The sequence below is a fragment of the Streptosporangium sp. NPDC004379 genome (assembly GCF_042873875.1).
In the GTDB taxonomy this organism is placed as follows: domain Bacteria; phylum Actinomycetota; class Actinomycetes; order Streptosporangiales; family Streptosporangiaceae; genus Streptosporangium.
This window is the reverse complement of record NZ_JBIAMC010000004.1, coordinates 321012-344707: the sequence shown is the minus strand read 5'-3', so window position 1 is coordinate 344707 and position 23696 is coordinate 321012. Positions and strand designations below refer to the sequence as shown.

Here is a 23696-nt window from a genome sequence, read left to right as displayed (position 1 = left end):
CATGATCAAGACTTACTGCGGTGACTTCACCGTCAGGGGCGACCAGCCGGTGGCCAGGGTCAAGCAGATCATCGACGCCCTGGACGGCGACTCCATCAAGAACGCCGGGACCGCCTACCTCGACGCCTGCTCCCTGCTGGCGGAGTGCCAGCGCGCGGTCGAGAACGTCAGCAAGACCCTGGCCGAATGCTGGAACGACGAGGCGTCGGTCGAGGCGCAGACCGCGCTGCGGTACATCCACGCGACGGCGCGCGAGCTGTCCGGCAAGGGCAACATGATGGGCCGCCCCCTGGAGTCGCTCGGCAACGCCCTCCCCGCCTACAAGGAGACCGGCGAGGGAGGGTTCGCGTCCTCGTGGAGCGAGAACACCTTCACCTTTGAAGACGACATCCCGGACTTCTACGACACGAAAGACGGCGTGCAGTGGGGGTCGCAGAACCAGCTCGCCAAGGAGCACCTGGAGAAGCTCAACGCGGAGATCCAGACGTGGCACGACCTGCTCCCCGGCTCACTGCGCAAGGAGCTGCCGAGGATCGAGCCGCCGACCGGGCCCGACCCGAACTTCCCGTACGTGAACTACCCGCCGGGCACGGGGCCGTACGGTCCAGGCGGGACGGGACCGTACGGCCCAGGCGGGACGGGACCGTACGGGATCGACCCGAACGGAACCGGGCCGTACGGCACCGATCCCTTCGCCAACGACCCCAACGGGACGAACCCCAACGGGAACAACGGCCTGCCTCCGGGCGGCTACCTGGGTGACGGCACCGGGAACCCGCAGGGGCAGAACGGCCCGGGATCGGGGATGCCCGGGGGGCCGGGCGGGAGCGGCGCCGGCCCCACCGGCGGCCCGAACGACCCGTCCGGGAACCTGACGGACCCCTCCGGGAACCTGACGGACCCGTCCCGGAACCTGACCTACCCCGCCGGGTACGACCCCGCCAACGCGCGGACCACCGACCTGTCGTCGTTCCAGCCCCCGCAGGGCTACGACGCCAACGGCGTCGGGAACCCGAACCTGACCGGCCCGAACAACTCCACCGGCACCTCCCCCACGCACACGGGCCCGCCGGCGAACACCGGCACGGGTCCGGGCACCGGCGGCGGTGGCGGGGCCGGCTCTTCCGGGTCGTACGGCACCGCCGGCATGCGCGCCGCCGCCCTGAACGCCGCCGAGGGCGCGGCGGGCAGCGGCATGTTCATGCCGCCCATGGGCGGCATGGGCGGGGCCGGTGCGGGCGAGGAGCAGGAGAGGGAGACCGGCAGCAACCTGTGGGAGCACGACGACGTGTGGGGCGCCAACGACCACGACGGCGCCGTCGACGGCCACATCCGCAACGTCTGACGGCGACGCGGACGGGGCCGCCTCCCGGCGGGGTCCGGTCCGGTGTCCGGCCCGGACCGGACCCCGGACGGGCTCCAGGCCCCGGACGGGCTCCAGGCCCCGGACGGGCTCCAGGCCCCGGACGGGCTCCAGGCCCCGGACGGGCTCCGGGCCCGGTCACGCCCGGAAGGCGGCCGTCCGCGTCCGCCTCACGCGGCGGGCCCGGCCGGGGACACGCCGGAGGGCGCGGTCAGAACACCGAGACGTGGACGTGGTCATAGTGGTTGGCGGTGACGCCGCCCCGGTCGGACATCATCCGCCAGCCGCCGCCCGAGCGGACGTCGTAGTAGCGCTGCTGCCAGATGAGGTACATCACGCCGAGGCGCGGGCCGTTGTCGATGACCCACTGGGCCAGGCGGTCGCCGCGCTCCTTGTCCGCGGGGGACGGCATCCGGCCGCCGCCGCTCATCATGAAGTCGCAGGCCCGGCCGCTGCCGTGGTCGCCGGGGTCGCCGGGGCGCAGGCAGCCGTAGCTGTAGGGCATCGGGAAGTTCCGGAGCACCTCGTTGCGCACGCCGACCATGCGGGGGGTGAGGCCGTCACTGCCGGAGGGGGTCTCGAAGCCGTACTTGGCCAGCAGCCCCTCGATCCGGACCCGGTTCTTCTTCAGCCTGGCGATGTCGGCCTTCAGCGCGGCGATCCTCTCGCCGGCGGTCTTCTCGGCCTTCTCGGCCTTCTTGATCAGGTCCTGGATCCGGCTGAGCTGGCTGCTCCGCAGGCTGGCGAGGTAGGACATGGTGGCGGCGCCGCCCAGGGCGGCCGAGACGTCCCCCTGGAAGCTCAGCAGGGTACCGCCGTCCAGCGGGGCGCCCATGTAGGAGGTCTGGGCGAAGCGCACGACGTCGGTCCGGGCGGCCTCCAGCGACCTGCGCAGGCTCTTGACGCTCGTGGTCGCCTTGCCCGCCCGCACGCGGATGTCCTCCAGGCTCTGCACCTGGCCGCGGTACGCCTTGTCGAGCCGGTCGGCCTCCCGGGTCAGCCTGCGCAGCTCGGCCTCGGGGTCGGGCTTGGCGGCGGTGCGGGCGGCCGGGCCGGCGGCGGCCCCGGCGGACAGGAGGGGTGTCAGGAGCAGGGTGGCGAGCAGGAGGACGAGCACGGCCGGGCGGCTCGGTCTCACGCTTCGCTCACCTCCAGAGCCGCACGGACGGAGCGAAACTATAGGAGATGATCTTGTAAACCGCCACCGGAACGACCGAACTCGGCCCCGACGGCGCACCGCCGCCCCGTCCCCCTTGCCATCGACGGCAGAACATGATTCCGTCTCACCACCGGAAGGGCCCTCGGCGACAGGAGGCAGGACGACATGCGCCAGCACGACACGCTGTTCATCGGGGGCGACTGGGTGGCCCCCGCCGGCACCGGGACCATCGACGTCATCTCGCCCCACACCGAGGAGGTCGTCGGCCGCGTCCCCGACGGGACCGCCGCCGACATGGACCGCGCGGTGGCCGCCGCCCGGCAGGCGTTCGACCACGGCCCCTGGCCGCGCATGACGATGGCCGAGCGCGCCGCCGTCGTCGGCAGGCTCGCCGAGATCTACGCGACCCGGCAGGAGGAGATGGCCGAGCTCATCACGATGGAGATGGGCTCGCCCATCACCTTCTCCCGGATGGCGCAGGCCCCGCAGCCTCTCGGCATGCTGCAGTACTACGCCGAACTCGGCCGCACGTTCCCCGTGGAGGAGGAGCGCCCGGGCACCTTCGGCCCGGTGACCGTGCGCCGCGAGCCGGTCGGCGTGGTCGCCGCGGTGGTGCCGTGGAACGTCCCGCAGTTCGTCATCATGATCAAGCTCGCCCCGGCGCTCGTCGCGGGCTGCACGGTCGTGGTCAAGCCCGCCCCCGAGACGCCGCTCGACTCCTACCTGCTGGCCGAGATGGTCAAGGAGGCCGGCATCCCCGACGGCGTCGTCAACATCGTCGCCGCCGGGCGCGAGGCCGGCGAGCACCTCGTCTCCCACCCCGGCGTGGACAAGGTCGCCTTCACCGGCTCCACCGCGGCCGGCCGGCGCATCGCCGCGATCTGCGGCGAGCAGCTCAAGCGGTGCACCCTGGAGCTCGGCGGCAAGTCCGCCGCGATCATCCTGGACGACTGCGACCTGCCCTCGGCGATGGGCTTCCTGTCCATCGCCACGCTGATGAACAACGGCCAGGCGTGCGTGGCCCAGACCCGCGTCCTGGCCTCGCGGGCCCGCTACGACGAGGTGGTGGAGGCGGTCGCCGGGATGGTCCGCGCCATGCCGGTCGGCGACCCCGCCGACCCCGCCACCGGCATCGGCCCGCTGGTCGCCGAACGCCAGCGGGAGCGGGTCGAGAACTACATCAGGATCGGCATCGACGAGGGCGCCAAGCCCGTCGTCGGCGGCCTGGAGCGGCCCCGCGACCGCGGCTGGTACGTCGCCCCCACGGTCTTCGCCGGGGCCACCAACGAGATGCGCGTCGCCCGCGAGGAGATCTTCGGACCGGTCCTGACCGTGATCCCGTACGAGAACGAGGACGACGCCGTCCGGATCGCCAACGACAGCGACTACGGCCTGCACGGCACGGTGTGGACCGCCGACGCCGAGCACGGCATGGAGATCGCCCGCCGGGTGCGCACCGGCTCCTACGGCGTCAACCTCCTGATGATCGAGAACAGCTCGCCGTTCGGCGGGTACAAGGGCAGCGGCCTCGGGCGGGAGCTGGGACCGGAGGGCCTCGCGGCCTACCTGGAGTACAAGTCCATCGCCCGCCTGGGCTGAACCGGCGCCGGCTGGAACGACCCGGCCGCGCCGTACGGCTCTGCGGAGGACCGTACGGCGCGGCCGGAGGCACGGATGGGCGGCCCAGCGCGCCCCCGCGTCGCTGGACCGCCGCCGCTGCGGTGGAGCCTGTCACACGTGTCCCGGCATGCGGGTTCACGTACCCCTTGGACGTCTCCCGGCGGGTTCAACCCATCCGTTCTAGGTAGACGTCATTCATCCGGGATTGGTTCGGGGAATCCGGCAAAGTTTTTTACGGACCCGCCGGAACGGTCCCGCGGACCCGCATCCGGTGCGGCGGCGCCCTGCCGGCATCGCGATCTCCCTCGCGCCCCGTGGACGGCCCCATGGGGCCGTCCGGCGTTGCCCGACGCCTCCGCCATAGCGTTCACCTTCAACTCGTTGCAACGAACAACGGCCTCACGATTGCGTTAATCGACAGATGACTGCAACGATTAACACGATTCTAGCTGCATAAACGCTGCTACAACGCAAAGATCTTGTTGCGTATAAATGGAAAGCAACGTAGCGTTTCCGTTGTTCGAAACAGCTGGCAGCAAGCACGAGGGAGAGCACGATGCACACGTCCGACACCGCCGCCCCGATCCCCACCGGCCAGGACGGGTTCACCCCGGCCGAGCAGGACCGCCCGGAACTGCGCGAGATCATTCAGGAGATGGTCGACTCCGGTTTCGTCGGGGTGTCGCTGCGGGTGCACGACGAGCGGGGCGAGTGGGCCGCCGTCGCCGGGACACGTGAGCTGGGCGGCGCCGAAGCGCCGCCGGCCGACGGGCACGTCCGCATCGGCAGCAACACCAAGACCTTCGTCGCGACCGTGGTGCTGCAGCTGGTGGCCGAGGGCGGGCTCGGACTGGACGACGCGGTGGACGACCACCTGCCCGGGTTCGGCCTGGACCGCCGGATCACGGTGCGGATGCTGCTGCAGCACACCAGCGGGGTGTTCAACTTCACCGGCGAGTACTACGACGACGGCACGTTCGCACCGGGCATCCCCGCCACCCCCGCCGGCAAGGAGTGGGTGGAGGGCCGGTTCAAGACCTACCGGCCCGAGGAGCTGGTGAAGCTGGCGCTGTCGAAGCCGTCGCGGTTCGAGCCGGGCACCGGCTGGAGCTACTCCAACACCAACTACGTGCTGGCCCGGCTGCTGATCGAGAAGGTCACCGGCCGCTCGCTCGCCGAGGAGATGCGGAGGCTGATCCTGGAGCCGCTCGGCCTGTCGGGCACCCTGCAGCCGACCACCGAGCAGGACGTCCCCGCCCCGCACGCCCGCGCCTACTACCGCTACGAGGAGGAGGGCCGAACCGAGACGGTCGACGTCACCCGCCACAACCCCTCGTGGATCTCCAGCGGCGGCGACATGATCTCCACTCCCCGGGACCTGCACACGTTCATCTCCGCGCTGGTGGGCGGCAGGCTCCTGCCGGCCGAGCTGCTGACCGAGATGTTCACGCCGGAGTCCAGGGCCGGCTACGGCCTGGGGGTCTTCGTGCAGGAGGCGCCGGGCGGCGGCACCGTCATCACCCACAACGGCGGCATGGCGGGCCACGCGGCGCTGATGTACAGCACGCCCGACGGAGGCACCACCCTGACCGCCGCGCTGAACTACGTCGACGACGCCGCCATGTCCACGGGTGCGGCCTTCCAGCAGGCGCTCCAGCGGCTCGTCGCCGAGGTGTTCGGCGGCGGGCGGGCCGACGCGGCCCGGTAGCGGGAGCCGGGGAGGGGCCGGGCCGCCACGGCCCGGCGGACGAGGCGGTCAGGCGGACCCGCCTCACAGGTCTCCGGCGGGTCCCGGACGGACCCTCACCGGCGCCGTTCGACCACCTCGAGGGTCTGACGGGCGATCTCCAGCTCCTCGTCCGTGGGGATCACCGCCACCCGCACCGGGGAGCCGTCTGCCGAGACGATCCGCTCCCCGCGCGCGTTGCGGCCGGGGTCGAGCACGATGCCCAGCCGCTCCAGCCCGGACAGGGCCCGTTCCCGGACCGGCGCGGAGTTCTCCCCCACGCCGCCGGTGAACGCGATCACGTCCACCGTGCCGAGCACCGCGTAGTAGGCGCCCACGTACTTGCGCAGCCGGTGGCAGTAGACCGACATGGCCAGCTCGGCGGCCGGGTCTCCGGCGGTCAGCCGCTCCTGCACCGCGCGCATGTCGTTGTCTCCGCACAATCCGAGCAGGCCGGAGCGCCGGTTGAGCAGCGTGTCGATCTCCTCCGGGGTCATCCCCGCGGTCCGGGTGAGGTAGAGGAGCGCCCCCGGGTCGATGTCGCCGCTCCGGGTGCCCATGACCAGGCCCTCCAGCGGGGTCATGCCCATCGAGGTGTCCACGCAGCGCCCGCCGGACACCGCCGAGGCGCTGGCCCCGTTGCCCAGGTGCAGCACGATCACACCGGCCGACGGCGTCCCCGCCAGGCGGGCCGCCTCGCGGGAGACGTAGGCGTGCGAGGTGCCGTGGAAGCCGTAGCGGCGGATCCTCCACCGCTCGGCCAGCTCCCGGTCGATCGCGTAGGCCGTGGCGGCCGGGGGGATCGTGGCGTGGAAGGCGGTGTCGAAGACCGCGACCTGCGGCAGGTCCGGTCGGAGCCGCCGCACGGCCTCGATGCCGGCCAGACCGGCCGGGTTGTGCAGCGGGGCGAGCGGGATCAGCTCCTCGATCTTCCTGACCACCTCGTCGGTGATCAGGGTGGGTTCGGTGAAGGTGACGCCGCCGTGCACCACCCGGTGCCCGACCGCGGTCAGCTCCGGTGAGTCGATCCCCAGGCCCCGCTCGGCCAGCTCGGCGCCGACCAGCTTCAGCGCCGCCTCGTGGTCGGGCACCGGGGAGCCGGGCTCGCCGATCCGCTCCACCGTGCCGGACGCCAGCCGCTCGTCGCCCTCCAGCAGCCGGTACTTCACCGAGGAGGATCCGCTGTTGACCACCAGTACGCGTCCCACCGCTCCCTCTTCCCTCTCCGCTCCGCCCGCCTGTCCCCGCCTGTCCCCGCCTGTCCCCATCGGCCCACGGCCCGCCACGCGCCTACCCGGCGCCCTCCTGCGCCTGGATGGCGGTGATGGCGACCGTGCTGACGATGTCGGCGACCAGCGCGCCCCGCGACAGGTCGTTCACCGGCTTGCGCAGCCCCTGCAGGACCGGCCCGATCGCCACGGCCCCGGCGGAGCGCTGCACCGCCTTGTAGGTGTTGTTGCCGGTGTTGAGGTCGGGGAAGATCAGTACGGTGGCCCGCCCGGCGACCTCGGAGCCGGGCAGCTTGGCCGCGGCGACCCGGGGGTCCACGGCCGCGTCGTACTGGATCGGCCCCTCCACCAGCAGGTCCGGCGCCCGCCGGGCCACCAGGGCGGTGGCCTCGCGGACCTTGTCCACGTCGGCGCCCCGGCCGGAGGCTCCGGTGGAGTACGACAGCATCGCCACCCGCGGCTCGACGCCGAACCGCTCCGCCGTACGGGCCGAGGAGACGGCGATGTCGGCGAGCTGCCCGGCGTCCGGGTCGGGGTTGATCGCGCAGTCGCCGTAGACGAGCACCCGGTCGGCCAGGCACATGAAGAACACCGACGAGACGATCGAGGTGCCGGGGACCGTCCTGATGATCTGGAAGGCGGGCAGGATCGTGGCCGCGGTGGTGTGCGCGGCGCCGGAGACCATGCCGTCCACCATGCCGCGGTGCAGCATCATCGTGCCGAAGAAGTTGACGTCGCCGACCACGTCGCGGGCCCGTTCCAGGGTCATCCCCTTGTGCGCCCGCAGCGCCGCGTACTCCTCGGCGAACGGCTCGCGCAGCGGGGACGTCAGCGGATCGACGACGGTCACGCCGGACAGGTCGAGGCCGAGGGCGCCGATGCGCCTTCTGACCGCCTCCTCCCGCCCCAGCAGGGTGAGGTCCACGATGCCGCGGCGCAGCAGGACGTCGGCGGCCCGCAGGACGCGGTCCTCCTCCCCCTCCGGGAGCACGATGTGCCGCCGGTCGGCGCGGGCCCGCTCCAGCAGGGTGTGCTCGAACATCATCGGCGTGATCCGCTCGGAGCGGGCCAGCTCGATCCGGTCGGCCAGGTCGGCGGTGTCCACGTGGGCCTCGAAGTGGCCGAGCGCCGTATCGATCTTGCGGGGGTTGTCGGCGGTGAGCCGGCCCTCCAGCCCGGCCAGCACGGTCGCGACCGTGAAACTGTCCGCGGCGGCCGACAGCACCGGAAGTCCCGGTGCGAGGCGGGCGGTGAGGTCCCTGACCGCCTCGGTCGGCCTCTCCCCCAGGGTCAGCACCACGCCGGACGGCCTGGCCGTGCCCGCCGCCTCCGCCGCGGCCGAGGCGAGCAGCAGGTCGGCGCGGTCACCCGGGGTGATCGTCAGCGCCCCGTCGGCCAGGTGTTCCAGGAACAGCGGCAGCATGGCGCCGCCGAAGACGAACCCGAACACGTCGCGGCGCAGCCCGTCGTCGTCGCCCTGGACGTGCTCGGCGTCCACGGCCAGCATCACCTGGCCGACGGTCGGCGCCGACAGCGACGGGTTCTCGGGGATGGCGTAGCAGGGCACGGGCAGGCCGGGCCGTACGGTCACCCCCTCGGGCACCCGGTTGGCGACCACCGCGAGCACCGTGCCGCCCAGGTCGGAGAAGACCTGGTGGGCGGTGCGCATCTCCATCTCGGCCTCGTCGGAGCGGTCGCCGTGCGCGCCCACCACCACGATCACCGGCGCGCCGAACTCCGCGGCCAGGCGCGCGTTGAACGCCGTCGCGGGCGGCAGGGCCTCGGTGTCGAACGAGGCGCCCAGCACCAGCAGCGCGTCGCACTCCGTCTCCAGCGTGTGGAAGTGGCCGACCAGCCGGCTGACGAGTTCCTCGGCGCCGTGCCGGGTGTAGACCTCGGCGGCGGCCGCGGCCGTCATCCCGACCGCCGAGACCGCGGGGCTGTAGCGGGCGGTGAGCAGTTCGAGGGTCCGGTCCTCGCCGTCCCGGGAGATCGGCCGGAAGACCCCGGCCCGGCCCACCCGGCGGGTGAGCAGCTCCATCAGGCCGAGCTCGACGATCTGCCTGCCGTCACCGCGGCCCAGACCGGTCACGTAGATGCTCCGCATGGACGCCCGCTCCTCCCTCCGGCGCGATGCCGCGCAGGACCCGTGAGGCCCGTGGGACCCGTCGGACCCGTGGGCGGCGGTCCTCGTGGCCCGCGGTCCTCAGGACCCGCGGCCCGTAGAACCCGTAAGACTCGTAAGAGGAGTAAACACCCTCGGTGATCAGGTGTTGGCGCTGACCCACGCGCCGATCCGGCGGATCAGCTCCGGCGTGGCCGCCGTCTCGGCGTGGCCGAACCCGGGTTCGATCCACAGTTCCCTGGGGTCGCGGGCGGCGCCGTACAGCTGGAGGGCGTGCTCGACCGGGAAGAAGGAGTCGGCGTCGCCGTGCACGACCAGCAGCGGCGTCGGCGTGATCGTCGCGGCGGCCTCGTAGGGCGCCAGCGGCACCGGGTCCCAGCCTTCCTTGCGGATCCGGGTGCCCCGGCCCACCCGCGCGGCCCACCGGCCCAGCCGCCGCTCGATCGCCCAGTGCACCTGCCGCATCGGCTTGGTGCCGCGGTAGTACCACCGGGCCGGGGAGCTGACCGAGATCACGGCGTCGACCCGTCCCCGCCCGTCGGTGAGCGCGGCGTTCACGAGGTCCGGGCCCGGCCCGCCCCCGCCCGCGACCACCGCGCCGCCGTCCGGGTCCATCGGCCCGTCCATGACCGGGCTCAGCACCGCGCCGGCGCTCAGGCCGCCGCCGGCGCCGCTCAGCAGCCCGTCCCCGGCCGGGCCCACCATCGCCCCGCCGGTCCCGCCGGAGCGCGCCGCGCCGCGCAGCCCCGCGTGCCGCACGACCACGGCGGCGCCCATGGAGAACCCGACGGTGGCCACGCGGGTGTACCCGATCATCCTGGCGTGCCGTACGGCGGCCTCCAGGTCGAGGACCTCCAGGTCGCCGACCGTCGACAGGCCCCCGGAACGGCCGTGCCCGCGGAAGTCGAAGGACACGACGCCGCCGAACTCGCTGAGCACGTGGGTGATCCGCCGGGTGGTGAGCTCCCTGAGCGAGCCGGTGAACCCGTGCGCCACGACGATGCCCAGGTCCGCCGGGCCACGCGAGGGCGTGTGCGCGGCGTCGATCCGGACGTCGTCCTCTGTCATGAACATCGCGGCGAAAGATGGCGCGAAAGACATGTTCCGAGCTTAGAACGTGAGGTCAGGGCTCCTCCCCGCGACCGGGATCCCACGGGCCGCGGGACGCGGGAGGCCCCGCGGCACAGGGGATTCCCGCAGCCGGGGTGAGGCGCGGATGCCTCCGGTGTCCTCTGGCCCCTCCGATCGGCCCCTCCGGTGCCGGCCGGGGGCGGGTGCCGCGATCCCGGGGCCGGGTCAGCCCCGGGGGATGACGAGCTCCGTCGACCGGCCGTACGCCGACACGGTGACCCGCGGCCAGCGGCTCCCGGCCGGCCGCGTGAGCGCCCACGGCGGCACCGCGGCGACGGTGACGCCGTACTCCTCGATGAGCGCCCGGCACTCGCCCGGCGTGGCGCCCGGGGCCGCGACGACGTGCGCCCCGCCCATCAGCGCCAGGTCGAACAGGACGGTCTGGGCCCGCGGCTCGGTGGTGGCGACGAGCACGCGGTCGCGCTCCCTGAGCATCGCCTCCGGGGCCAGCCGCAGCAGCTCGGCCACCACCCCGGCGTGGCTGATCACCCGCCTGCCGTCGAAGGTCAGCGCGGGCGCCTCGGCCCCGCCGCGCGACCGGACGGCCGCGCCGCGCCGGGGAGGGAGACCAGGCCCGCGACGCGGCGGCGCGCTCGGCCCCCGCTGCGGCGGCACACTCGGCCCGCGCCGCGGCTGGACGCCGGGATCGCGCTGCGGCGGGACCACGGGCCCGCGGCGCGACGGGACGCCCGGACCGTCCGGCCGGGGGGACGTCACCTCCTCCAGGGTCTCCAGGGTTTCCAGGGCCTCCAGGGTGAGGATCTGCCGGACGCGGGACTCTCCGGCGACCCTCATCGACCGCTCGGCCTGCGCCCGGTCGGTGATCATCATCCGCGCGTGACTCGCCGACAGGCACTCGTAGAAGACGTCGCGGTCCAGATCGGCCGCGAGCGGGACCACGAGCGCCCCGGCCGCCGCGGCGGCGTGCACGGCGATGGGGAAACCGGGCCCCGGGGGGAGGCGGACGACCACCCGGTCCCCGGGACCGACACCGCGGTCGCGCAGCTCCGCCGTCGCCTGGCCGACACGTCCGGCGAGCGCGGCGTAGGAGAGGACGTCGCCGGTGGCGGCGTCGGTGACCGCGGGCCGCTCCCCGCGATGTCCGGCGGCGGTCAGCACCACATCGGTCCAGGTCGGCATGAGATCACGATAGAAATTCGGGTCCCGGCGCGCATGGTCAGGAATATGCAGACGGCTGACCATTTCCGCGGGGCCCCCTGTCCCCCGGCGTCTCCCCGGTGTCTTCCGGCGTCTCCCCGGCCGCGTCGCCGTCGTCCTCCCGAAAGGCCCTTCCCCGCCTCCTTCCCGGGGGTTCGTGGCGCGGCCGCCCGTGAGTCCCGGCCGGTCGGAGCGGTCTTCCGGCCGCCGGACCGGCTCCCTCCGCCCGCGAAGCACCGCGGTGAGCGTGAGAGCGATTGGCGGCATCGCCTAAAATGGGAAGGCCGCACGTTCGGCGGCCAGCTTCCACGATCACAGAGTGAGACTCCACCATGCCTTTGAACAGCCGCGATGACCTGCGGAACATCGCGATCATCGCGCACGTCGACCACGGCAAGACCACTCTCGTGGATGCCATGCTCTGGCAGTCCGGAGCCTTCCGGGCCAACCAGGACGTCGACGACCGTGTAATGGACTCCAACGACCTCGAGCGCGAGAAGGGCATCACCATTCTCGCGAAGAACACCGCCGTACGGCACGGCGGCATGACCCTCAACATCATCGACACCCCCGGCCACGCCGACTTCGGCGGCGAGGTCGAGCGCGGCCTGTCGATGGTGGACGGCGTCGTGCTGCTGGTCGACGCCTCCGAGGGCCCGCTGCCGCAGACGAGGTTCGTGCTGCGCAAGGCGTTCGCCGCGAAGATGCCGGTCATCCTGTGCATCAACAAGGTCGACCGCCCCGACGCCCGCATCAAGGAGGTCGTGGACGAGGTCTACGAGCTCTTCATGGACCTCGACGCCACCGAGGAGCAGATCGACTTCCCGATCGTCTACGCCTCGGCCAAGGCCGGCCGCGCCTCGCTGAACCGTCCCGAGGACGGCGGGATGCCCGACTCCGACGACCTGGAGCCCCTGTTCGAGGTCATCAAGGAGACGATCCCCGCCCCGACCTACGACCCCGACGCCCCGCTGCAGGCGCACGTCACCAACCTCGACGCCTCGTCCTACCTCGGCCGGATCGCGCTGTGCCGGGTGCACCAGGGCGTCATCAAGAAGGGCCAGCAGGTCGCCTGGTGCCGTACCGACGGCAGCATCCAGCGGGTGAAGATCACTGAGCTGCTGATGACCGAGGCGCTGGAGCGCAGGGCCGCCGACGAGGCCGGCCCCGGCGACATCATCGCGATCGCCGGCATCCCGGACATCATGATCGGCGAGACCCTGGCCGACCCTGACGACCCGCGGCCGCTGCCGCTGATCACCGTGGACGAGCCCGCGATCTCGATGGTCATCGGCACCAACACCTCGCCGCTGGTCGGCAAGGTCAAGGGTTCCAAGGTCACCGCCCGCATGGTCAAGGACCGTCTGGACAAGGAGCTGGTCGGCAACGTGTCGCTGCGCGTCCTGCCGACCGAGCGCCCGGACGCCTGGGAGGTGCAGGGCCGAGGCGAGCTGGCGCTGGCCATCCTCGTCGAGCAGATGCGCCGCGAGGGCTACGAGCTGACCGTCGGCAAGCCGCAGGTGGTCACCAGGGTCGTCGACGGCAAGGTGCACGAGCCGGTCGAGCGCCTGACCGTCGACTGCCCTGAGGAGTACCTCGGGGCCGTCACCCAGCTCCTGGCCGTCCGCAAGGGCCGCATGGAGCACATGACCAACCACGGCACCGGCTGGATCCGGATGGAGTTCGTGGTCCCGGCCCGCGGCCTGATCGGCTTCCGGACCGAGTTCCTGACCGAGACCCGGGGCACCGGCCTGGTGCACCACGTCTTCGAGGCGTACGAGCCGTGGTTCGGCGAGCTGCGCACCCGCAACAACGGCTCGCTGGTCGCCGACCGCTCCGGCCCGGTGACCGCGTTCGCCATGCTGAACCTCCAGGAGCGCGGCGTGCTGTTCGTGTCGCCGACCACCGAGGTCTACGAAGGCATGATCATCGGTGAGAATTCGCGCTCCGACGACATGGACGTGAACATCACCAAGGAGAAGAAGCTCACCAACATGCGCTCCTCCACCGCGGACGAGACCGAGAAGGTCATCCCGCCGCGGCAGCTCTCCCTGGAGCAGGCGCTGGAGTTCATCCGCGAGGACGAGTGCGTGGAGATCACCCCCGAGGCGGTGCGCATCCGCAAGGTCGTCCTGGACGCCGCCACCCGGGGCCGCTCCGCCGCCCGCGCCAAGCGCGGCAGCTGAGCCCTCCCGCCCCCGGCCCACGCCGGGTACGGTGACCGGCTCCGCCGCCCCGCCCCCTCCGGGCGGGGCGGCGTGCCCTCTCCCCCCGAAGCCCCCCGGATCCCCCGGATTCCCTCGTATCCCCCGGATCTCCTCGATCCTCCCGGCCCCGGTACGGACCCGCCCGGACCGGCGGAGGGCGGGGCGCGGTCCTTTCCCCTCCCTTTCCCCACCGCGTGATTGTCACCTGATCTTCGAGGTAGGAGACTCGCAGGGCGCTTCCCGCGCCGCGGGGAGCGGACGAATTCGGGGGAGATCATGCTTCGTGGAATCCATCTGACGCTGGCCCTCGCGCTCGGGGCGGGCGCGGCGACCGTGGGAGCCGCCGCTCCCGTGCCCCGCCCGCCGGGCGACGGGCCGTCGGCGCGCCCGTCCGGGCCGGCCGGCGAGCCCTCGGCGGGCCCGTTCGGCGGGCAGGTCGGCGCGACCATCAAGGACGCCGACGGCCGGACCGTCGGCATGCTGCGCATCGCGGGGACCGACTCCGACAAGCCCAGGGTCGTGGTCGTCGTCAGGGACCTGACGCCTGGACAGCACGCCTTCCACATCCACGCCAAGGGCGTCTGCGACCCCAAGGCGGTCGATCCGGCGACGGGCAGCCCCTTCGCCAGCGCGGGACCGCACTTCGACCTGGACTCGGAGGCCCACCCGTACCACTCCGGCGACCTGCCGGACCTCATGGTCGGCCAGGACGGCACCGGCCGGGCCGCCCTGGTGACGGACCGTTTCCGGGTGCAGCAGCTCTTCGACGCCGACGGCAGCTCCGTCGTCATCCACGCCCTGTCCGACAACCACGCCAACATCCCCGACCGCTATCGCAGCGGGAAGGACCCGGCCGGGCCGGACGCCGAGACGCTCAAGGCCGGCGACTCCGGCAGGCGCGTCGCCTGCGGCGTGATCGAGCGCTAGCAGGCCGAGCGCCGGTAGGCCGAGCGCCGGTGAAGCGCCCGTCCGCACCGGTGGCGCGGGCGGGCGGCTGCGAGCGGCGGACGGTCATCTGTCGCGTTCCCGCTCGCTGTAGCCCACTCCGGGGCGGAGCGGCCTGCCGTACAGCTCCGAGACGGTGACGAACGCGAAGCCCCGCCGGGTGAGCTCCTTCAGGATCCGGGGGGCGGCCTCCACCGTGGTGCGGTGGATGTCGTGCATGAGCACGATGGACCCGGGCTTGATCGCGGTCGCGCGCCGCGCGACGACCGGGGTGACGCGGTCGCGCCAGTCCAGGGTGTCCACGCTCCACAGGACCTGGGCCAGCCCCATGTGCCGGGCCACGGCCGCGACCCTCTTGTCGGTGGCCCCGTACGGCGGGCGCATGAGGGTCGCCCGGACGCCGGTCCTGCGCTCGATGACCTTCTGGGTGCGGGTCAGCTCCGCCCGGACCGCGCCCTCGGACATGGCGGTGAGCTGCGGGTGGCTCCAGGTGTGGTTGCCCAGCTCGTGGCCGTCGCGCACCATGCGGCGCAGCGCGCCGTCGGCGTTGGCCAGGACCATCTTCCCGACGAGGAAGAAGGTGGCCCTGGCGTGGTACCTGGCGAGGATGTCGAGCAGCTTCGCGGTGTGGTGCCCGGGGCCGTCGTCGTAGGTCAGCGCCACGCACTTGACCCGCCCGCAGTCGATCTTCCGTTTCGGAGGCGGGAGGGGGTAGCCGCGCCTGGGCCAGCCCGGCTGGATCCCGGCGAGCTTCAGGGCGAGCTCGGCGGGGTCCACCGGCCGCCGGCTGGGGGCCGCGGACGGGGCGGGGGCCGGTTCGCGGGTCTGCACGCGGTGGGCGGGGGCGGCGCACGCCCCGGCCGACAGGAGAAGCGCCACCGGGACGATCCGCAGCCGCATGCCCGCCCTCCGATAATCGCGGCGGGGCGAGAGGTGATCCTGGACCGCGTCTCCCCGCACGATCTCGGCCAGTTCCTCCCACCAGGATGGGACATCGACTGGCAATTCAACGTATCGACGCGCCATTGGGGACACGCGTCCGTGGTCGGTGTACCCGGACCGCGTCGGCGCCCCACCTGTCCTCCGGGCCACGGACGCCTACTGGCCGGGCGTTTCCGGCGGGGGACGGCCTGCGGGCCCCTGCCCTCCGGGCACCTCCCGGGGCCCGGCCACGGACGCCTACCGGCCGGGTGTCCCCCGGGACCCGGCCACGGACGGGCCTACTGGTCGGGTGTCCCCCGGGGCTCGGTCACGACCATCACGAAACGCAGCGGGGCGTCGCCGAGGTTGGCGTACCGGTGCGGCCGGTCGGCGCTGAACAGGACGGCCCCGTCGGCCGGGACGAGGTGGCTCCTGCCGTGGACCGACAGGGTCAGCTCCCCCTCCAGCACGCTCAGCATCTCGCGGGTGCCCGGCGGGTGGGCGTCGCCGTCGTGGTGCTCGCCCGGGGCCAGGCGCCAGTCCCACAGCTCCAGGATCGCGGGGGCGTCGCTGCCGACCATCAGCCGGGCGGAGCTCCCCTCGCCGTGCGGGAAGGTGACGACGTCGGCGGGGGAGACCACCCGGACGACCGGCGTGTCCGCGACCTCGACCATCCGGGCGACCGTCACGCCGAGCGCGTCGGCGATGCGGGTCAGGGTGTTGATGCTGGGGTTGGTCCGCCCCTGCTCGACCTGGACGAGCATGCCCCGGCTGACGCCCGAGCGCGCGGCGAGCTCGTCGAGCGTCATGTGCCGGTGCGCGCGCTGGGCACGGACGTTGTTCGCGATGGCGCCGGTGATGGTCTCAGGATCCACCGGTTCATTGTAGTGAACCAAAGTTGCACCGCAGTGCACCTTATGTGCTGTACTTATAGTGCAACCCATTGCACCAGGAGGAGACATGACGGCGGTGGTGCTGGCGACGGCCTGCGCGGTGGTGTACGGCACCGCGGACTTCTTCGGCGGCCTGGCGACCCGGCGCTCGAAGGTCGTCATGGCGGTGGTCGTCCTGTCGCAGTTCGCGGGCCTGGTGACGGTCGGCGTCCTGCTGCCGTTCCTGCCGGGCCACCCGTCGGCGGAGGCGCTGGGCTGGGGCATGGCGGCGGGCCTGTCGGGCACCGTCGGACTGGTGCTGTTCTACCGCGCGCTCGCCACCGGGACGATGTCCGTTGTGGCGCCGATCACCGCGGTCACCTCGGCGGCGCTACCGGTGATCTTCGGCGTGGCCACCGGGGACCGCCCGGAGCCGGTGGCGCTGGGCGGCGTGGCGCTGGCGCTGGTCGCGGTGATGCTGGTGAGCCGCGAGTCCCCCACGGCCGAGTCCGGCCCGCGGCGCACCCCGGTCCTGGCCGCGCTCGTCGCCGGGGCGGGCTTCGGCGGCTTCTTCGTGCTGCTGGCGCAGACCCCTGACGACGGCGGCCTGTGGCCGCTGGCCGGGGCCAGGACCGTGTCGATCACCATGATCGCCCTGCTGGCCGCGGTCACCGGCCGGACTCTGCGCCCGGGGCCCGGGGTGCCGCGCATCGTGATCACGGCGGGGATCCTCGACATGGCGGCCAACGTGCTGTTCCTGCTCGCCCAGCAGCGCGGGATGCTCAGCCTCGTCGCCGTCCTGGTCTCGCTCTACCCGGTGAGCACCCTGCTGCTCGCCCGGCAGGTGCTGGGCGAGCGGCTGAACGCGGTGCAGGTCGCCGGGGTCGGCGCCACCCTGGTCGCGGTCACGCTGATCGCCGCGGCGCCGTCCCCCTGAGGATCAGGCGGCGCGGCGCCGTACCGGAGGATCAGGCGGCGCGGCGCCCGGAGAGGGTCAGGCGGCGCGGCGCTGCTCCGGCAGCCGGACCGCGCCCTCCTCGCGGGCGTAGTCGGACAGCAGGGTCCGCAGCTGGCGGCGGCCGCGGTGCAGGCGGGACATGACCGTGCCGATGGGGGTGCCCATCCGGTCGGCGATCTCCTTGTAGGCGAACCCCTCGACGTCGGCGAGGTAGACCGCCACACGGAACTCCTCGGGCAGGGTCCGCAGGGCGTTCATCACCGCGGTGTCGGGGAGCTGCTCCAGCGCCTCGGTCTCGGCGGACTTGAGCCCGGAGGACGTGTGGGACTCGGCGGCGGCGAGCTGCCAGTCCTCGATCTCCTCGGTGGCCGAGAGCTTGGGCGAGCGCTGCCTCTTGCGGTACTCGTTGATGAAGTTGTTGGTGAGGATGCGGTGCAGCCACGCCTTGAGGTTGGTGCCCTCACGGAACTGGTGGTAGGAGCTGAACGCCTTGGCCACGGTCTCCTGGACCAGGTCCTCGGCGTCCGCCGGGTTGCGGGTGAGACGCATCGCGGACGCGTAGAGCTGGTTGGTCACCGGAACGACGTCTCGCTCGAACCAGTCGTTGCGCTGCTCTTCGGTCATCGTGATCACGTAATCCCCCTCGGGCCTTCCCCCAGTAACATCCGGCACATCGCGCGATGCCCCTTCCCCTGACAGGCCATCGCATGCTCGCAGGCACGCCGTAAAGGTGCCGTTAAGAGTTCCAGCTGGTCAGGGGGTCGGCTTCTGGCTGCATCGGTGGCGGACGGACACACGCCCCACAGCCGGACAAGTCTCGTTATCGTAACATCTTTCCCTCTGAATAGTCGTAAAGTGTGTCCACACTCACATCGCCGCAGCTCACGCTACCTTTACCCCCATGCAATCCCCGATGGACCAGGTGGATCGGCACGATCCCCGTACCCGCTCCTGGGTGGCCGAGGCCATCCGCCGCGTCGAGGCCGACGCGCACCGGAGCTGTGACACCCACCTCCACGTCTTCCCCCTCCCCGCCCACTGGGGAGTGAGCCTCTACCTGAAGGACGAGTCGGTGCACCCGACCGGTTCACTCAAGCACCGGCTCGCCCGCTCCCTGTTCCTGTACGGCCTGGCCGGCGGATGGATCGGCCCGTCCACCACGGTCGTGGAGGCGTCCAGCGGCTCCACGGCGGTGAGCGAGGCGTACTTCGCCCGACTCGTCGGCCTGCCGTTCATCGCGGTGATGCCCGCCTCGACCTCGCCGGAGAAGATCGCCCTGATCGAGTTCTACGGCGGCAAGTGCCACCTCGTGGACGACCCCAAGGCGATCTACGCGGAGTCGCGCAGGCTGGCCGCCGAGACCGGCGGTCACTTCATGGACCAGTTCACCTACGCCGAGCGGGCCACCGACTGGCGCGGCAACAACAACATCGCCGAGAGCATCTTCCAGCAGATGGAGATGGAGCCCCACCCCGAGCCGGCCTGGATCGTGGTCGGCGCGGGCACCGGCGGCACGTCCTCGACGATCGGCCGCTACATCCGCTACCGCCGCCACCTCACCCGCCTGGCCGTGGTCGACCCCGAGGGGTCGACCTTCTACCCCTCCTGGGAGAGCGGCGACACCGCGGTCACCGCCCCGGGCTCGCGCATCGAGGGCATCGGCCGCCCCCGGGTGGAGCCCTCCTTCATGCCCGAGGTCATCGACCGCATGATCCGCGTGCCCGACGCGCTGTCCGTCGCGGCCATGCGCTGGGTCCGGGAGGTCACCGGCCGCGACGTCGGCGGCTCCACCGGCACCAACGTGGCGGCGGCCGTGCGGATCCTGCGCGAGATGCGCGCGGCGGGCGAGCGGGGCAGCGTCGTCACGCTGATCTGCGACGGCGGCGAGCGCTACCGCGGGACGTACGACAGTGACGCCTGGCTGGCCGAGCAGGGCCTGGACATCACCCCCCACCTGCGCGACCTGCGGGCCTTCCTGTCGGAGGTGTGACGCAGGAGAGCGGACCGGCCGGCCGGGGCGTCTGCGGCCCCGCACCCGGCCGGCGGCGGGGCGCGCACTCCGCCGGCCGGGGCGTACGCGCCGTCCACCGGCCCGGCGCGCTCAGGCCGCCTTCGCCGGGTCGACCTCGAAGATCTTCGCCAGGTCGTCGAGTATGGCGTGGGCGCCCTGGATGCCGACGGCGCTCATCCACGTGGTGTCGGAGACGTCATGCCTGGCGCCCTTCAGCCGGTCCCACAGCGGGTTGGCCTCGAACTTCTTCCTGATCGGCCCGACCGACGGGTCGTCGTAGGCGGCGACGAAGATGTGGTCGGCGTCGAGCTGGGAGATGTTCTCCTGGCTGACGTCCACCGCGATGGCGTCCGCGCTGGTCGGCTGGTCCTTCGGCCGCGGGAAGCCGACGTCCTTCAGCACCAGGCCGGAGTAGGAGTTCTCCACGTAGAGGCGGACGGTCGGCTCGCCGGCGAAGCGGGCGACCGAGACGGTGGGCATCCCGCCCTCCTTCGCCTCGATCGACTCGCCGATCTTCGCGGCCCGGTCCTGGTAGGCGGTGATCCGCTGCTCGGCCAGGTCCTCCCTGCCCAGGGTGCGCCCCACGAGCCGGAGGTTCTCCTTCCAGATGGCGCCGGTGGTCTCGCTGAACACCGTCGGCGCGATCTTCGACAGCTTGTCGTAGAGCGCCTCGTGGCGGACCTTCGCCGAGACGATCAGGTCCGGCTTGAGGGCGACGATCTTCTCCAGGCTCGGCTGCTCCAGCGTGCCGACCGACGTGGCGTCCCCGGCGTGCCCGAGGACCGGGGCGAGGTAGTCGGGCAGCTTCTCCTCGATCGACCGGTAGGTGGTGTAGCCGACGACGTCGGTCTCCAGGGTCAGCACCGCGTCCACGAAGCTCTGGTCGAGTGCCACGACCCGCTTGGGCCGCGCCGGGATCTCGGTCTCGCCCATGGCGTGCTTGATCGTCCGGGGGAACGCGGCCGCGCCGGCCGTACCGCTCGCCCGCGGGCCGGACGCCTGCGCGTCCGAGCCCGGACCGGCGGCCGTGCCGGTGGACGAACCCGACCCGCAGGCGGCGAGCCCGAGGGCCAGCACGGCCCCCGCGACGCCGGCGGCCAGGGTGCGCAACACTCTCATCAGATTTTCCTTTACCGAAGCCATGCCTAATTTAGTTTAGGCATACCTAACCTGACATACTTGCCTGAAATCCGGCAACCGACCCGAGAGGAGCACGGGTGAGCACAGCGGTGACCGCCGTCCGGCCGCCCGCGCCCGGCAGGCCCCGGACGGGCCGCCCGCGCCCGCCCCTCGTGCTGGCCGGGCTGCTGGGCGCCGTGGCGGTGGCGGCCGTGCTGAGCGTCATGGTCGGCGCCCGGCCGGTGCCGCCCGCCGACGTCTGGCACGCGCTGACCGGCCCCACCGGCACCGAGAACGACATCGTCGTCTCCTCGCTGCGCGTCCCCAGGACCGCCCTCGGCCTGCTGGCCGGGGTCGCGCTCGGCGTGGCGGGCGCGCTGATGCAGGGCCACACCCGCAACCCCCTGGCCGACCCCGGGCTGCTCGGCGTCACCCAGGGCGCGGCCTTCGCGATGGTGGCGGCCATCATGGTGTTCGGCGTGACGAGCCTGTACGGCTACATCTGGTTCGGCCTGGCCGGGGCGCTGGTGGCCAGCGTGGGCGTCTTCGCCCTCGGCATGGCCGGCGGCGGCCGGGGCGGCCCCACGCCGGTGACGCTGGCCCTGGCCGGCACCGCGGTCAGCGCCTTCCTCTACGCCCTCACCTCAGCCATGGTCCTGATGGACGAGCAGGCCATGGACGTCTTCCGGTTCTGGCAGGCCGGGTCGATCGCCGGCCGGGGCGCCGACGTCGCCTGGCAGGTGCTCCCGTTCGTCGCGGCCGGACTGGTCCTGGCGCTGGTCAACGCCCCGGGCCTCAACACCCTCGCGCTCGGCGAGGACGTGGCCCGTGCCCTGGGGCAGAACGTCACGCTGACCCGCACCGTCGGCGTCGCCGCGATCACGCTGCTCAGCGGCGCCGCCGTCGCGGCCTGCGGGGCACTCGCCTTCCTCGGGCTGATGGTGCCGCACCTGGCGCGTCCCCTGTCGGGACCCGACCACCGGCTGCTGCTGCCGTACTCGGGGCTGCTCGGCGCCGCGGCGCTGCTGGGCGCCGACGTGGTCGGCCGGGTCGTGGCCCGGCCCGGCGAGCTGGAGGTCGGCGTCGTGCTCGCCCTGCTGGGCGCGCCGTTCTTCGTCGCGCTGGTCAGGCGCAGGAAGCCGCTGAGTCTGTGACCTCCCCGCAGAGCCCCTCGCAGGCCCCCTCGCCGAAGCCTCCGCCCCGTCCGGAAGACGTCCCGCCCGTGACCCCCGTGACCTCCGTGCCCGTACGGCTCGCCCACGAGCGGCCGCTGCGGCTCGGCCCGGCCTCCTGGCTGCTGCGCCTGCGCTCGGCCGCCGCGTCCCTGGTCCTGCTGGCCGCCGCGGTGCTGCTGATGGCGCTGAACATGCGCATCGGCGACATCCCGATGAGCGTCGCCGAGGTGTTCCGGGCGGTCGCCGGCGGCGGGCCGGACCACTTCGTCGTGATGGAGCTGCGGCTCCCCCGCGCGCTGACCGGCGTCCTCGTCGGCGCGGCGCTGGCGCTGGCCGGCGCGATCACCCAGGCCATCGCCCGAAACCCGCTGGCCAGCCCCGACGTCCTCGGCGTCACCACCGGCTCCAGCGTCGCCGTGGTCGGGATCATCGTGACCGCGGGCAGCGCGGCGGGCGGCGCGGGCGGAGCCCTGGCGAGCGTGGGCGTCCCGCTGGTCGCCCTGGCCGGCGGGCTGGCCGGGGCGCTGGCCGTCTACCTGCTGGCCTGGCGCGGGGGCCTGGACGGCTACCGCCTCGTCCTGGTCGGCGTCGGCGTCTCGGCGGTGTTCACCAACGTCAAGTACTGGCTGCTGACCGTGGGGGACGTCACCGACAGCGGCCGGGCCATGGTGTGGATCAGCGGCTCGCTCAACGGCCGGGGCTGGGAGCACGTGGTCCCGGTCGCGATCGCGCTGGCCGTACTGGTGCCGGCGGCGCTGGCCGGCACCCGGTCGCTCGGCGCGCTGCGCTTCGGCGACGACACCGTGACCGGCCTGGGCGTGCGGACGAACCTCGCCAGGGGCCTGCTGGTCCTGGCCGCGGTGCTGCTCGCGGCGGTGGCCACCGCCGCGGCCGGTCCGATCGCCTTCGTCGCCCTGGCCTCGCCGCAGATCGCGCTGCGCGTGGCCGGGGTCGCCCAGCCGCCGCTGATCGTCTCGGCGCTGTGCGGGGCCGTCCTGGTCACCGCCGCCGACCTGGCCGCCCGTACGGTGGCCTCCCCCGCCGAGCTCCCGGTGGGCGTGGTCACTGCGGTCCTGGGCGCCCCCTACCTGATCTACCTGCTGGTCCGCGCACGCCGGGGGGCACGCGCGTGAACGGCGGGAACCGTACGGACGACCACGGAGAGCACAGAGAGCACGGAGAGGAAGCGAACGTGAGGCTGCAGGCGGTCGGCGTGAGGCTCGGCTACGGTGACCGCGTCATCGTCGACGGCCTCGACCTCGGCATCGAGGCCGGGACGGTCACCACGATCATCGGGCCCAACGGGTGCGGCAAGTCCACGCTGCTGCGCGCGCTGGGACGGCTGCTGAAGCCGTCCGGCGGCGAGGTGCTGCTGGACGGCAAGCGCATCGACCGGATGCCGACCAAGGAGGTCGCGCGGATCCTGGGCGTGCTGCCGCAGGCGCCCACGGCCCCCGAAGGGCTGACCGTGGCCGACCTGGTGGCCCGGGGCCGGCACCCGCACCAGACCTGGTACCGGCAGTGGTCGTCCGGCGACGAGGCGGCGGTCGGCGAGGCGCTGGCCATGACGGGCCTGGACGGCCTGGGCGAGCGCCCGCTGGACGAGCTGTCGGGCGGGCAGCGGCAGCGGGCGTGGATCTCGATGGCCCTGGCCCAGGGCACCGACCTGCTGCTGCTGGACGAGCCGACGACCTTCCTGGACCTCGCCCACCAGATCGAGGTGCTGGAGCTGGTGCGGCGGCTGCACGGCGAGCACGGCCGGACCGTGGTGATGGTCCTGCACGACCTCAACCTCGCGGCCCGGTACGCCGACCGGCTGGTCGCCATGCGCTCCGGCCGGGTGCTCGCGGCCGGGACGCCGCACGAGGTCCTCACCGAGCCGCTGCTGGCCGAGGTCTTCGACCTGGAGGCCAAGGTCATCGAGGACCCGGTGGCGGGCACCCCCCTGGTCGTCCCGGTCGGCGTCCGCCACTGAGC

Annotated in this window: 19 protein-coding genes; 10 read left to right on the top strand and 9 right to left on the bottom strand. The window is 72.9% G+C overall.

Annotated elements, in window-relative coordinates:
• Window position 1: 1 nt before the first annotated feature.
• Window positions 2-1345, top strand: coding sequence for a hypothetical protein (locus tag ACFYSC_RS11505; RefSeq protein ID WP_389959963.1), 1344 nt, complete (start codon window positions 2-4; stop codon window positions 1343-1345).
• Between the two features lie 229 nt (window positions 1346-1574).
• On the opposite strand, the gene ACFYSC_RS11500 is transcribed toward ACFYSC_RS11505, so the two are convergent.
• On the bottom strand, window positions 1575-2501 hold the full coding sequence (locus ACFYSC_RS11500) for a coiled-coil domain-containing protein (RefSeq protein ID WP_389959960.1): 927 nt from the start codon (window positions 2499-2501) through the stop codon (window positions 1575-1577).
• A gap of 186 nt (window positions 2502-2687) precedes the next feature.
• Between ACFYSC_RS11500 and ACFYSC_RS11495 the strand changes: the two genes are divergently transcribed.
• Together ACFYSC_RS11495 and ACFYSC_RS11490 are read left to right on the top strand one after the other, a co-directional pair.
• Window positions 2688-4121, top strand: a complete 1434-nt coding sequence (locus tag ACFYSC_RS11495) for an aldehyde dehydrogenase (protein ID WP_389959957.1) — start codon at window positions 2688-2690, stop codon at window positions 4119-4121.
• Between the two features lie 577 nt (window positions 4122-4698).
• Complete coding sequence (locus tag ACFYSC_RS11490) at window positions 4699-5850, top strand: serine hydrolase domain-containing protein (protein ID WP_389959955.1); 1152 nt, start codon at window positions 4699-4701, stop codon at window positions 5848-5850.
• Between the two features lie 95 nt (window positions 5851-5945).
• Here the strand turns inward: ACFYSC_RS11490 and ACFYSC_RS11485 are convergent, their stop codons facing one another.
• The 4 genes from ACFYSC_RS11485 to ACFYSC_RS11470 all read right to left on the bottom strand — a co-directional run bounded on the left by ACFYSC_RS11485 (window position 5946) and on the right by ACFYSC_RS11470 (window position 11493).
• Complete coding sequence (locus ACFYSC_RS11485; RefSeq protein WP_389959952.1) at window positions 5946-7076, bottom strand: acetate/propionate family kinase; 1131 nt, start codon at window positions 7074-7076, stop codon at window positions 5946-5948.
• Window positions 7077-7158: 82 nt separating this feature from the next.
• Complete coding sequence (pta, locus tag ACFYSC_RS11480; protein WP_389959950.1) at window positions 7159-9204, bottom strand: phosphate acetyltransferase; 2046 nt, start codon at window positions 9202-9204, stop codon at window positions 7159-7161.
• A 159-nt stretch (window positions 9205-9363) separates the two neighbouring features.
• Window positions 9364-10296, bottom strand: coding sequence for an alpha/beta hydrolase (locus tag ACFYSC_RS11475; RefSeq protein ID WP_389959947.1), 933 nt, complete (start codon window positions 10294-10296; stop codon window positions 9364-9366).
• 222 nt (window positions 10297-10518) lie between these two features.
• Window positions 10519-11493, bottom strand: a complete 975-nt coding sequence (locus ACFYSC_RS11470; protein WP_362941422.1) for an AMP-binding protein — start codon at window positions 11491-11493, stop codon at window positions 10519-10521.
• Between the two features lie 350 nt (window positions 11494-11843).
• Here ACFYSC_RS11470 and typA point away from each other — a divergent pair, with 350 nt between their 5' ends.
• Complete coding sequence (gene typA, locus ACFYSC_RS11465; RefSeq protein WP_389959944.1) at window positions 11844-13697, top strand: translational GTPase TypA; 1854 nt, start codon at window positions 11844-11846, stop codon at window positions 13695-13697.
• Window positions 13698-13994: 297 nt separating this feature from the next.
• Window positions 13995-14645: a superoxide dismutase family protein gene (locus tag ACFYSC_RS11460; RefSeq protein ID WP_389959941.1), complete on the top strand. Its 651-nt coding sequence runs from the start codon at window positions 13995-13997 to the stop codon at window positions 14643-14645.
• An 84-nt stretch (window positions 14646-14729) separates the two neighbouring features.
• Here ACFYSC_RS11460 and ACFYSC_RS11455 read toward each other — a convergent pair whose 3' ends face one another.
• Together ACFYSC_RS11455 and ACFYSC_RS11450 are read right to left on the bottom strand one after the other, a co-directional pair.
• Window positions 14730-15563, bottom strand: a complete 834-nt coding sequence (locus ACFYSC_RS11455; protein WP_389959938.1) for a polysaccharide deacetylase family protein — start codon at window positions 15561-15563, stop codon at window positions 14730-14732.
• Window positions 15564-15883: 320 nt separating this feature from the next.
• Window positions 15884-16459: an XRE family transcriptional regulator gene (locus tag ACFYSC_RS11450; RefSeq protein ID WP_362941434.1), complete on the bottom strand. Its 576-nt coding sequence runs from the start codon at window positions 16457-16459 to the stop codon at window positions 15884-15886.
• A gap of 85 nt (window positions 16460-16544) precedes the next feature.
• Here ACFYSC_RS11450 and ACFYSC_RS11445 point away from each other — a divergent pair, with 85 nt between their 5' ends.
• Window positions 16545-17393: an EamA family transporter gene (locus tag ACFYSC_RS11445; RefSeq protein ID WP_389959935.1), complete on the top strand. Its 849-nt coding sequence runs from the start codon at window positions 16545-16547 to the stop codon at window positions 17391-17393.
• A 57-nt stretch (window positions 17394-17450) separates the two neighbouring features.
• Here ACFYSC_RS11445 and ACFYSC_RS11440 read toward each other — a convergent pair whose 3' ends face one another.
• Entirely contained in the window at window positions 17451-18038 is a 588-nt protein-coding gene (locus tag ACFYSC_RS11440) for a sigma-70 family RNA polymerase sigma factor (protein ID WP_389959932.1), read from the bottom strand.
• A 277-nt stretch (window positions 18039-18315) separates the two neighbouring features.
• On the opposite strand from ACFYSC_RS11440, the gene ACFYSC_RS11435 reads away from it, so the two are divergent.
• Window positions 18316-19404, top strand: coding sequence for a PLP-dependent cysteine synthase family protein (locus ACFYSC_RS11435; protein ID WP_389959929.1), 1089 nt, complete (start codon window positions 18316-18318; stop codon window positions 19402-19404).
• 111 nt (window positions 19405-19515) lie between these two features.
• On the opposite strand, the gene ACFYSC_RS11430 is transcribed toward ACFYSC_RS11435, so the two are convergent.
• Window positions 19516-20544, bottom strand: a complete 1029-nt coding sequence (locus tag ACFYSC_RS11430) for an ABC transporter substrate-binding protein (RefSeq protein WP_389959926.1) — start codon at window positions 20542-20544, stop codon at window positions 19516-19518.
• 98 nt (window positions 20545-20642) lie between these two features.
• Between ACFYSC_RS11430 and ACFYSC_RS11425 the strand changes: the two genes are divergently transcribed.
• The 3 genes from ACFYSC_RS11425 to ACFYSC_RS11415 all read left to right on the top strand — a co-directional run bounded on the left by ACFYSC_RS11425 (window position 20643) and on the right by ACFYSC_RS11415 (window position 23694).
• The gene (locus tag ACFYSC_RS11425) at window positions 20643-21698 is read left to right on the top strand and encodes a FecCD family ABC transporter permease (RefSeq protein WP_389959922.1); all 1056 of its coding nucleotides are present in this window, start codon (window positions 20643-20645) and stop codon (window positions 21696-21698) included.
• Window positions 21699-21766: 68 nt separating this feature from the next.
• A complete protein-coding gene (locus tag ACFYSC_RS11420) occupies window positions 21767-22852 on the top strand; it encodes a FecCD family ABC transporter permease (RefSeq protein ID WP_389959919.1) in 1086 nt (361 codons plus the stop codon).
• Between the two features lie 59 nt (window positions 22853-22911).
• Complete coding sequence (locus ACFYSC_RS11415) at window positions 22912-23694, top strand: ABC transporter ATP-binding protein (protein ID WP_389959916.1); 783 nt, start codon at window positions 22912-22914, stop codon at window positions 23692-23694.
• The last annotated feature ends 2 nt before the right edge of the window (window positions 23695-23696 follow it).

What these genes read in the sequence shown, in the direction of transcription:
- ACFYSC_RS11505 (WP_389959963.1), top strand. Translation starts at nt 2, where the DNA reads ATGATCAAGACTTACTGCGGTGACTTCACCGTCAGGGGCGACCAGCCG.
- ACFYSC_RS11495 (WP_389959957.1), top strand. Translation starts at nt 2,688, where the DNA reads ATGCGCCAGCACGACACGCTGTTCATCGGGGGCGACTGGGTGGCCCCC.
- ACFYSC_RS11490 (WP_389959955.1), top strand. Translation starts at nt 4,699, where the DNA reads ATGCACACGTCCGACACCGCCGCCCCGATCCCCACCGGCCAGGACGGG.
- pta (WP_389959950.1), bottom strand. Translation starts at nt 9,204, where the DNA reads ATGCGGAGCATCTACGTGACCGGTCTGGGCCGCGGTGACGGCAGGCAG.
- ACFYSC_RS11475 (WP_389959947.1), bottom strand. Translation starts at nt 10,296, where the DNA reads ATGTTCATGACAGAGGACGACGTCCGGATCGACGCCGCGCACACGCCC.
- ACFYSC_RS11470 (WP_362941422.1), bottom strand. Translation starts at nt 11,493, where the DNA reads ATGCCGACCTGGACCGATGTGGTGCTGACCGCCGCCGGACATCGCGGG.
- typA (WP_389959944.1), top strand. Translation starts at nt 11,844, where the DNA reads ATGCCTTTGAACAGCCGCGATGACCTGCGGAACATCGCGATCATCGCG.
- ACFYSC_RS11460 (WP_389959941.1), top strand. Translation starts at nt 13,995, where the DNA reads ATGCTTCGTGGAATCCATCTGACGCTGGCCCTCGCGCTCGGGGCGGGC.
- ACFYSC_RS11455 (WP_389959938.1), bottom strand. Translation starts at nt 15,563, where the DNA reads ATGCGGCTGCGGATCGTCCCGGTGGCGCTTCTCCTGTCGGCCGGGGCG.
- ACFYSC_RS11445 (WP_389959935.1), top strand. Translation starts at nt 16,545, where the DNA reads ATGACGGCGGTGGTGCTGGCGACGGCCTGCGCGGTGGTGTACGGCACC.
- ACFYSC_RS11440 (WP_389959932.1), bottom strand. Translation starts at nt 18,038, where the DNA reads ATGACCGAAGAGCAGCGCAACGACTGGTTCGAGCGAGACGTCGTTCCG.
- ACFYSC_RS11435 (WP_389959929.1), top strand. Translation starts at nt 18,316, where the DNA reads ATGCAATCCCCGATGGACCAGGTGGATCGGCACGATCCCCGTACCCGC.
- ACFYSC_RS11430 (WP_389959926.1), bottom strand. Translation starts at nt 20,544, where the DNA reads ATGAGAGTGTTGCGCACCCTGGCCGCCGGCGTCGCGGGGGCCGTGCTG.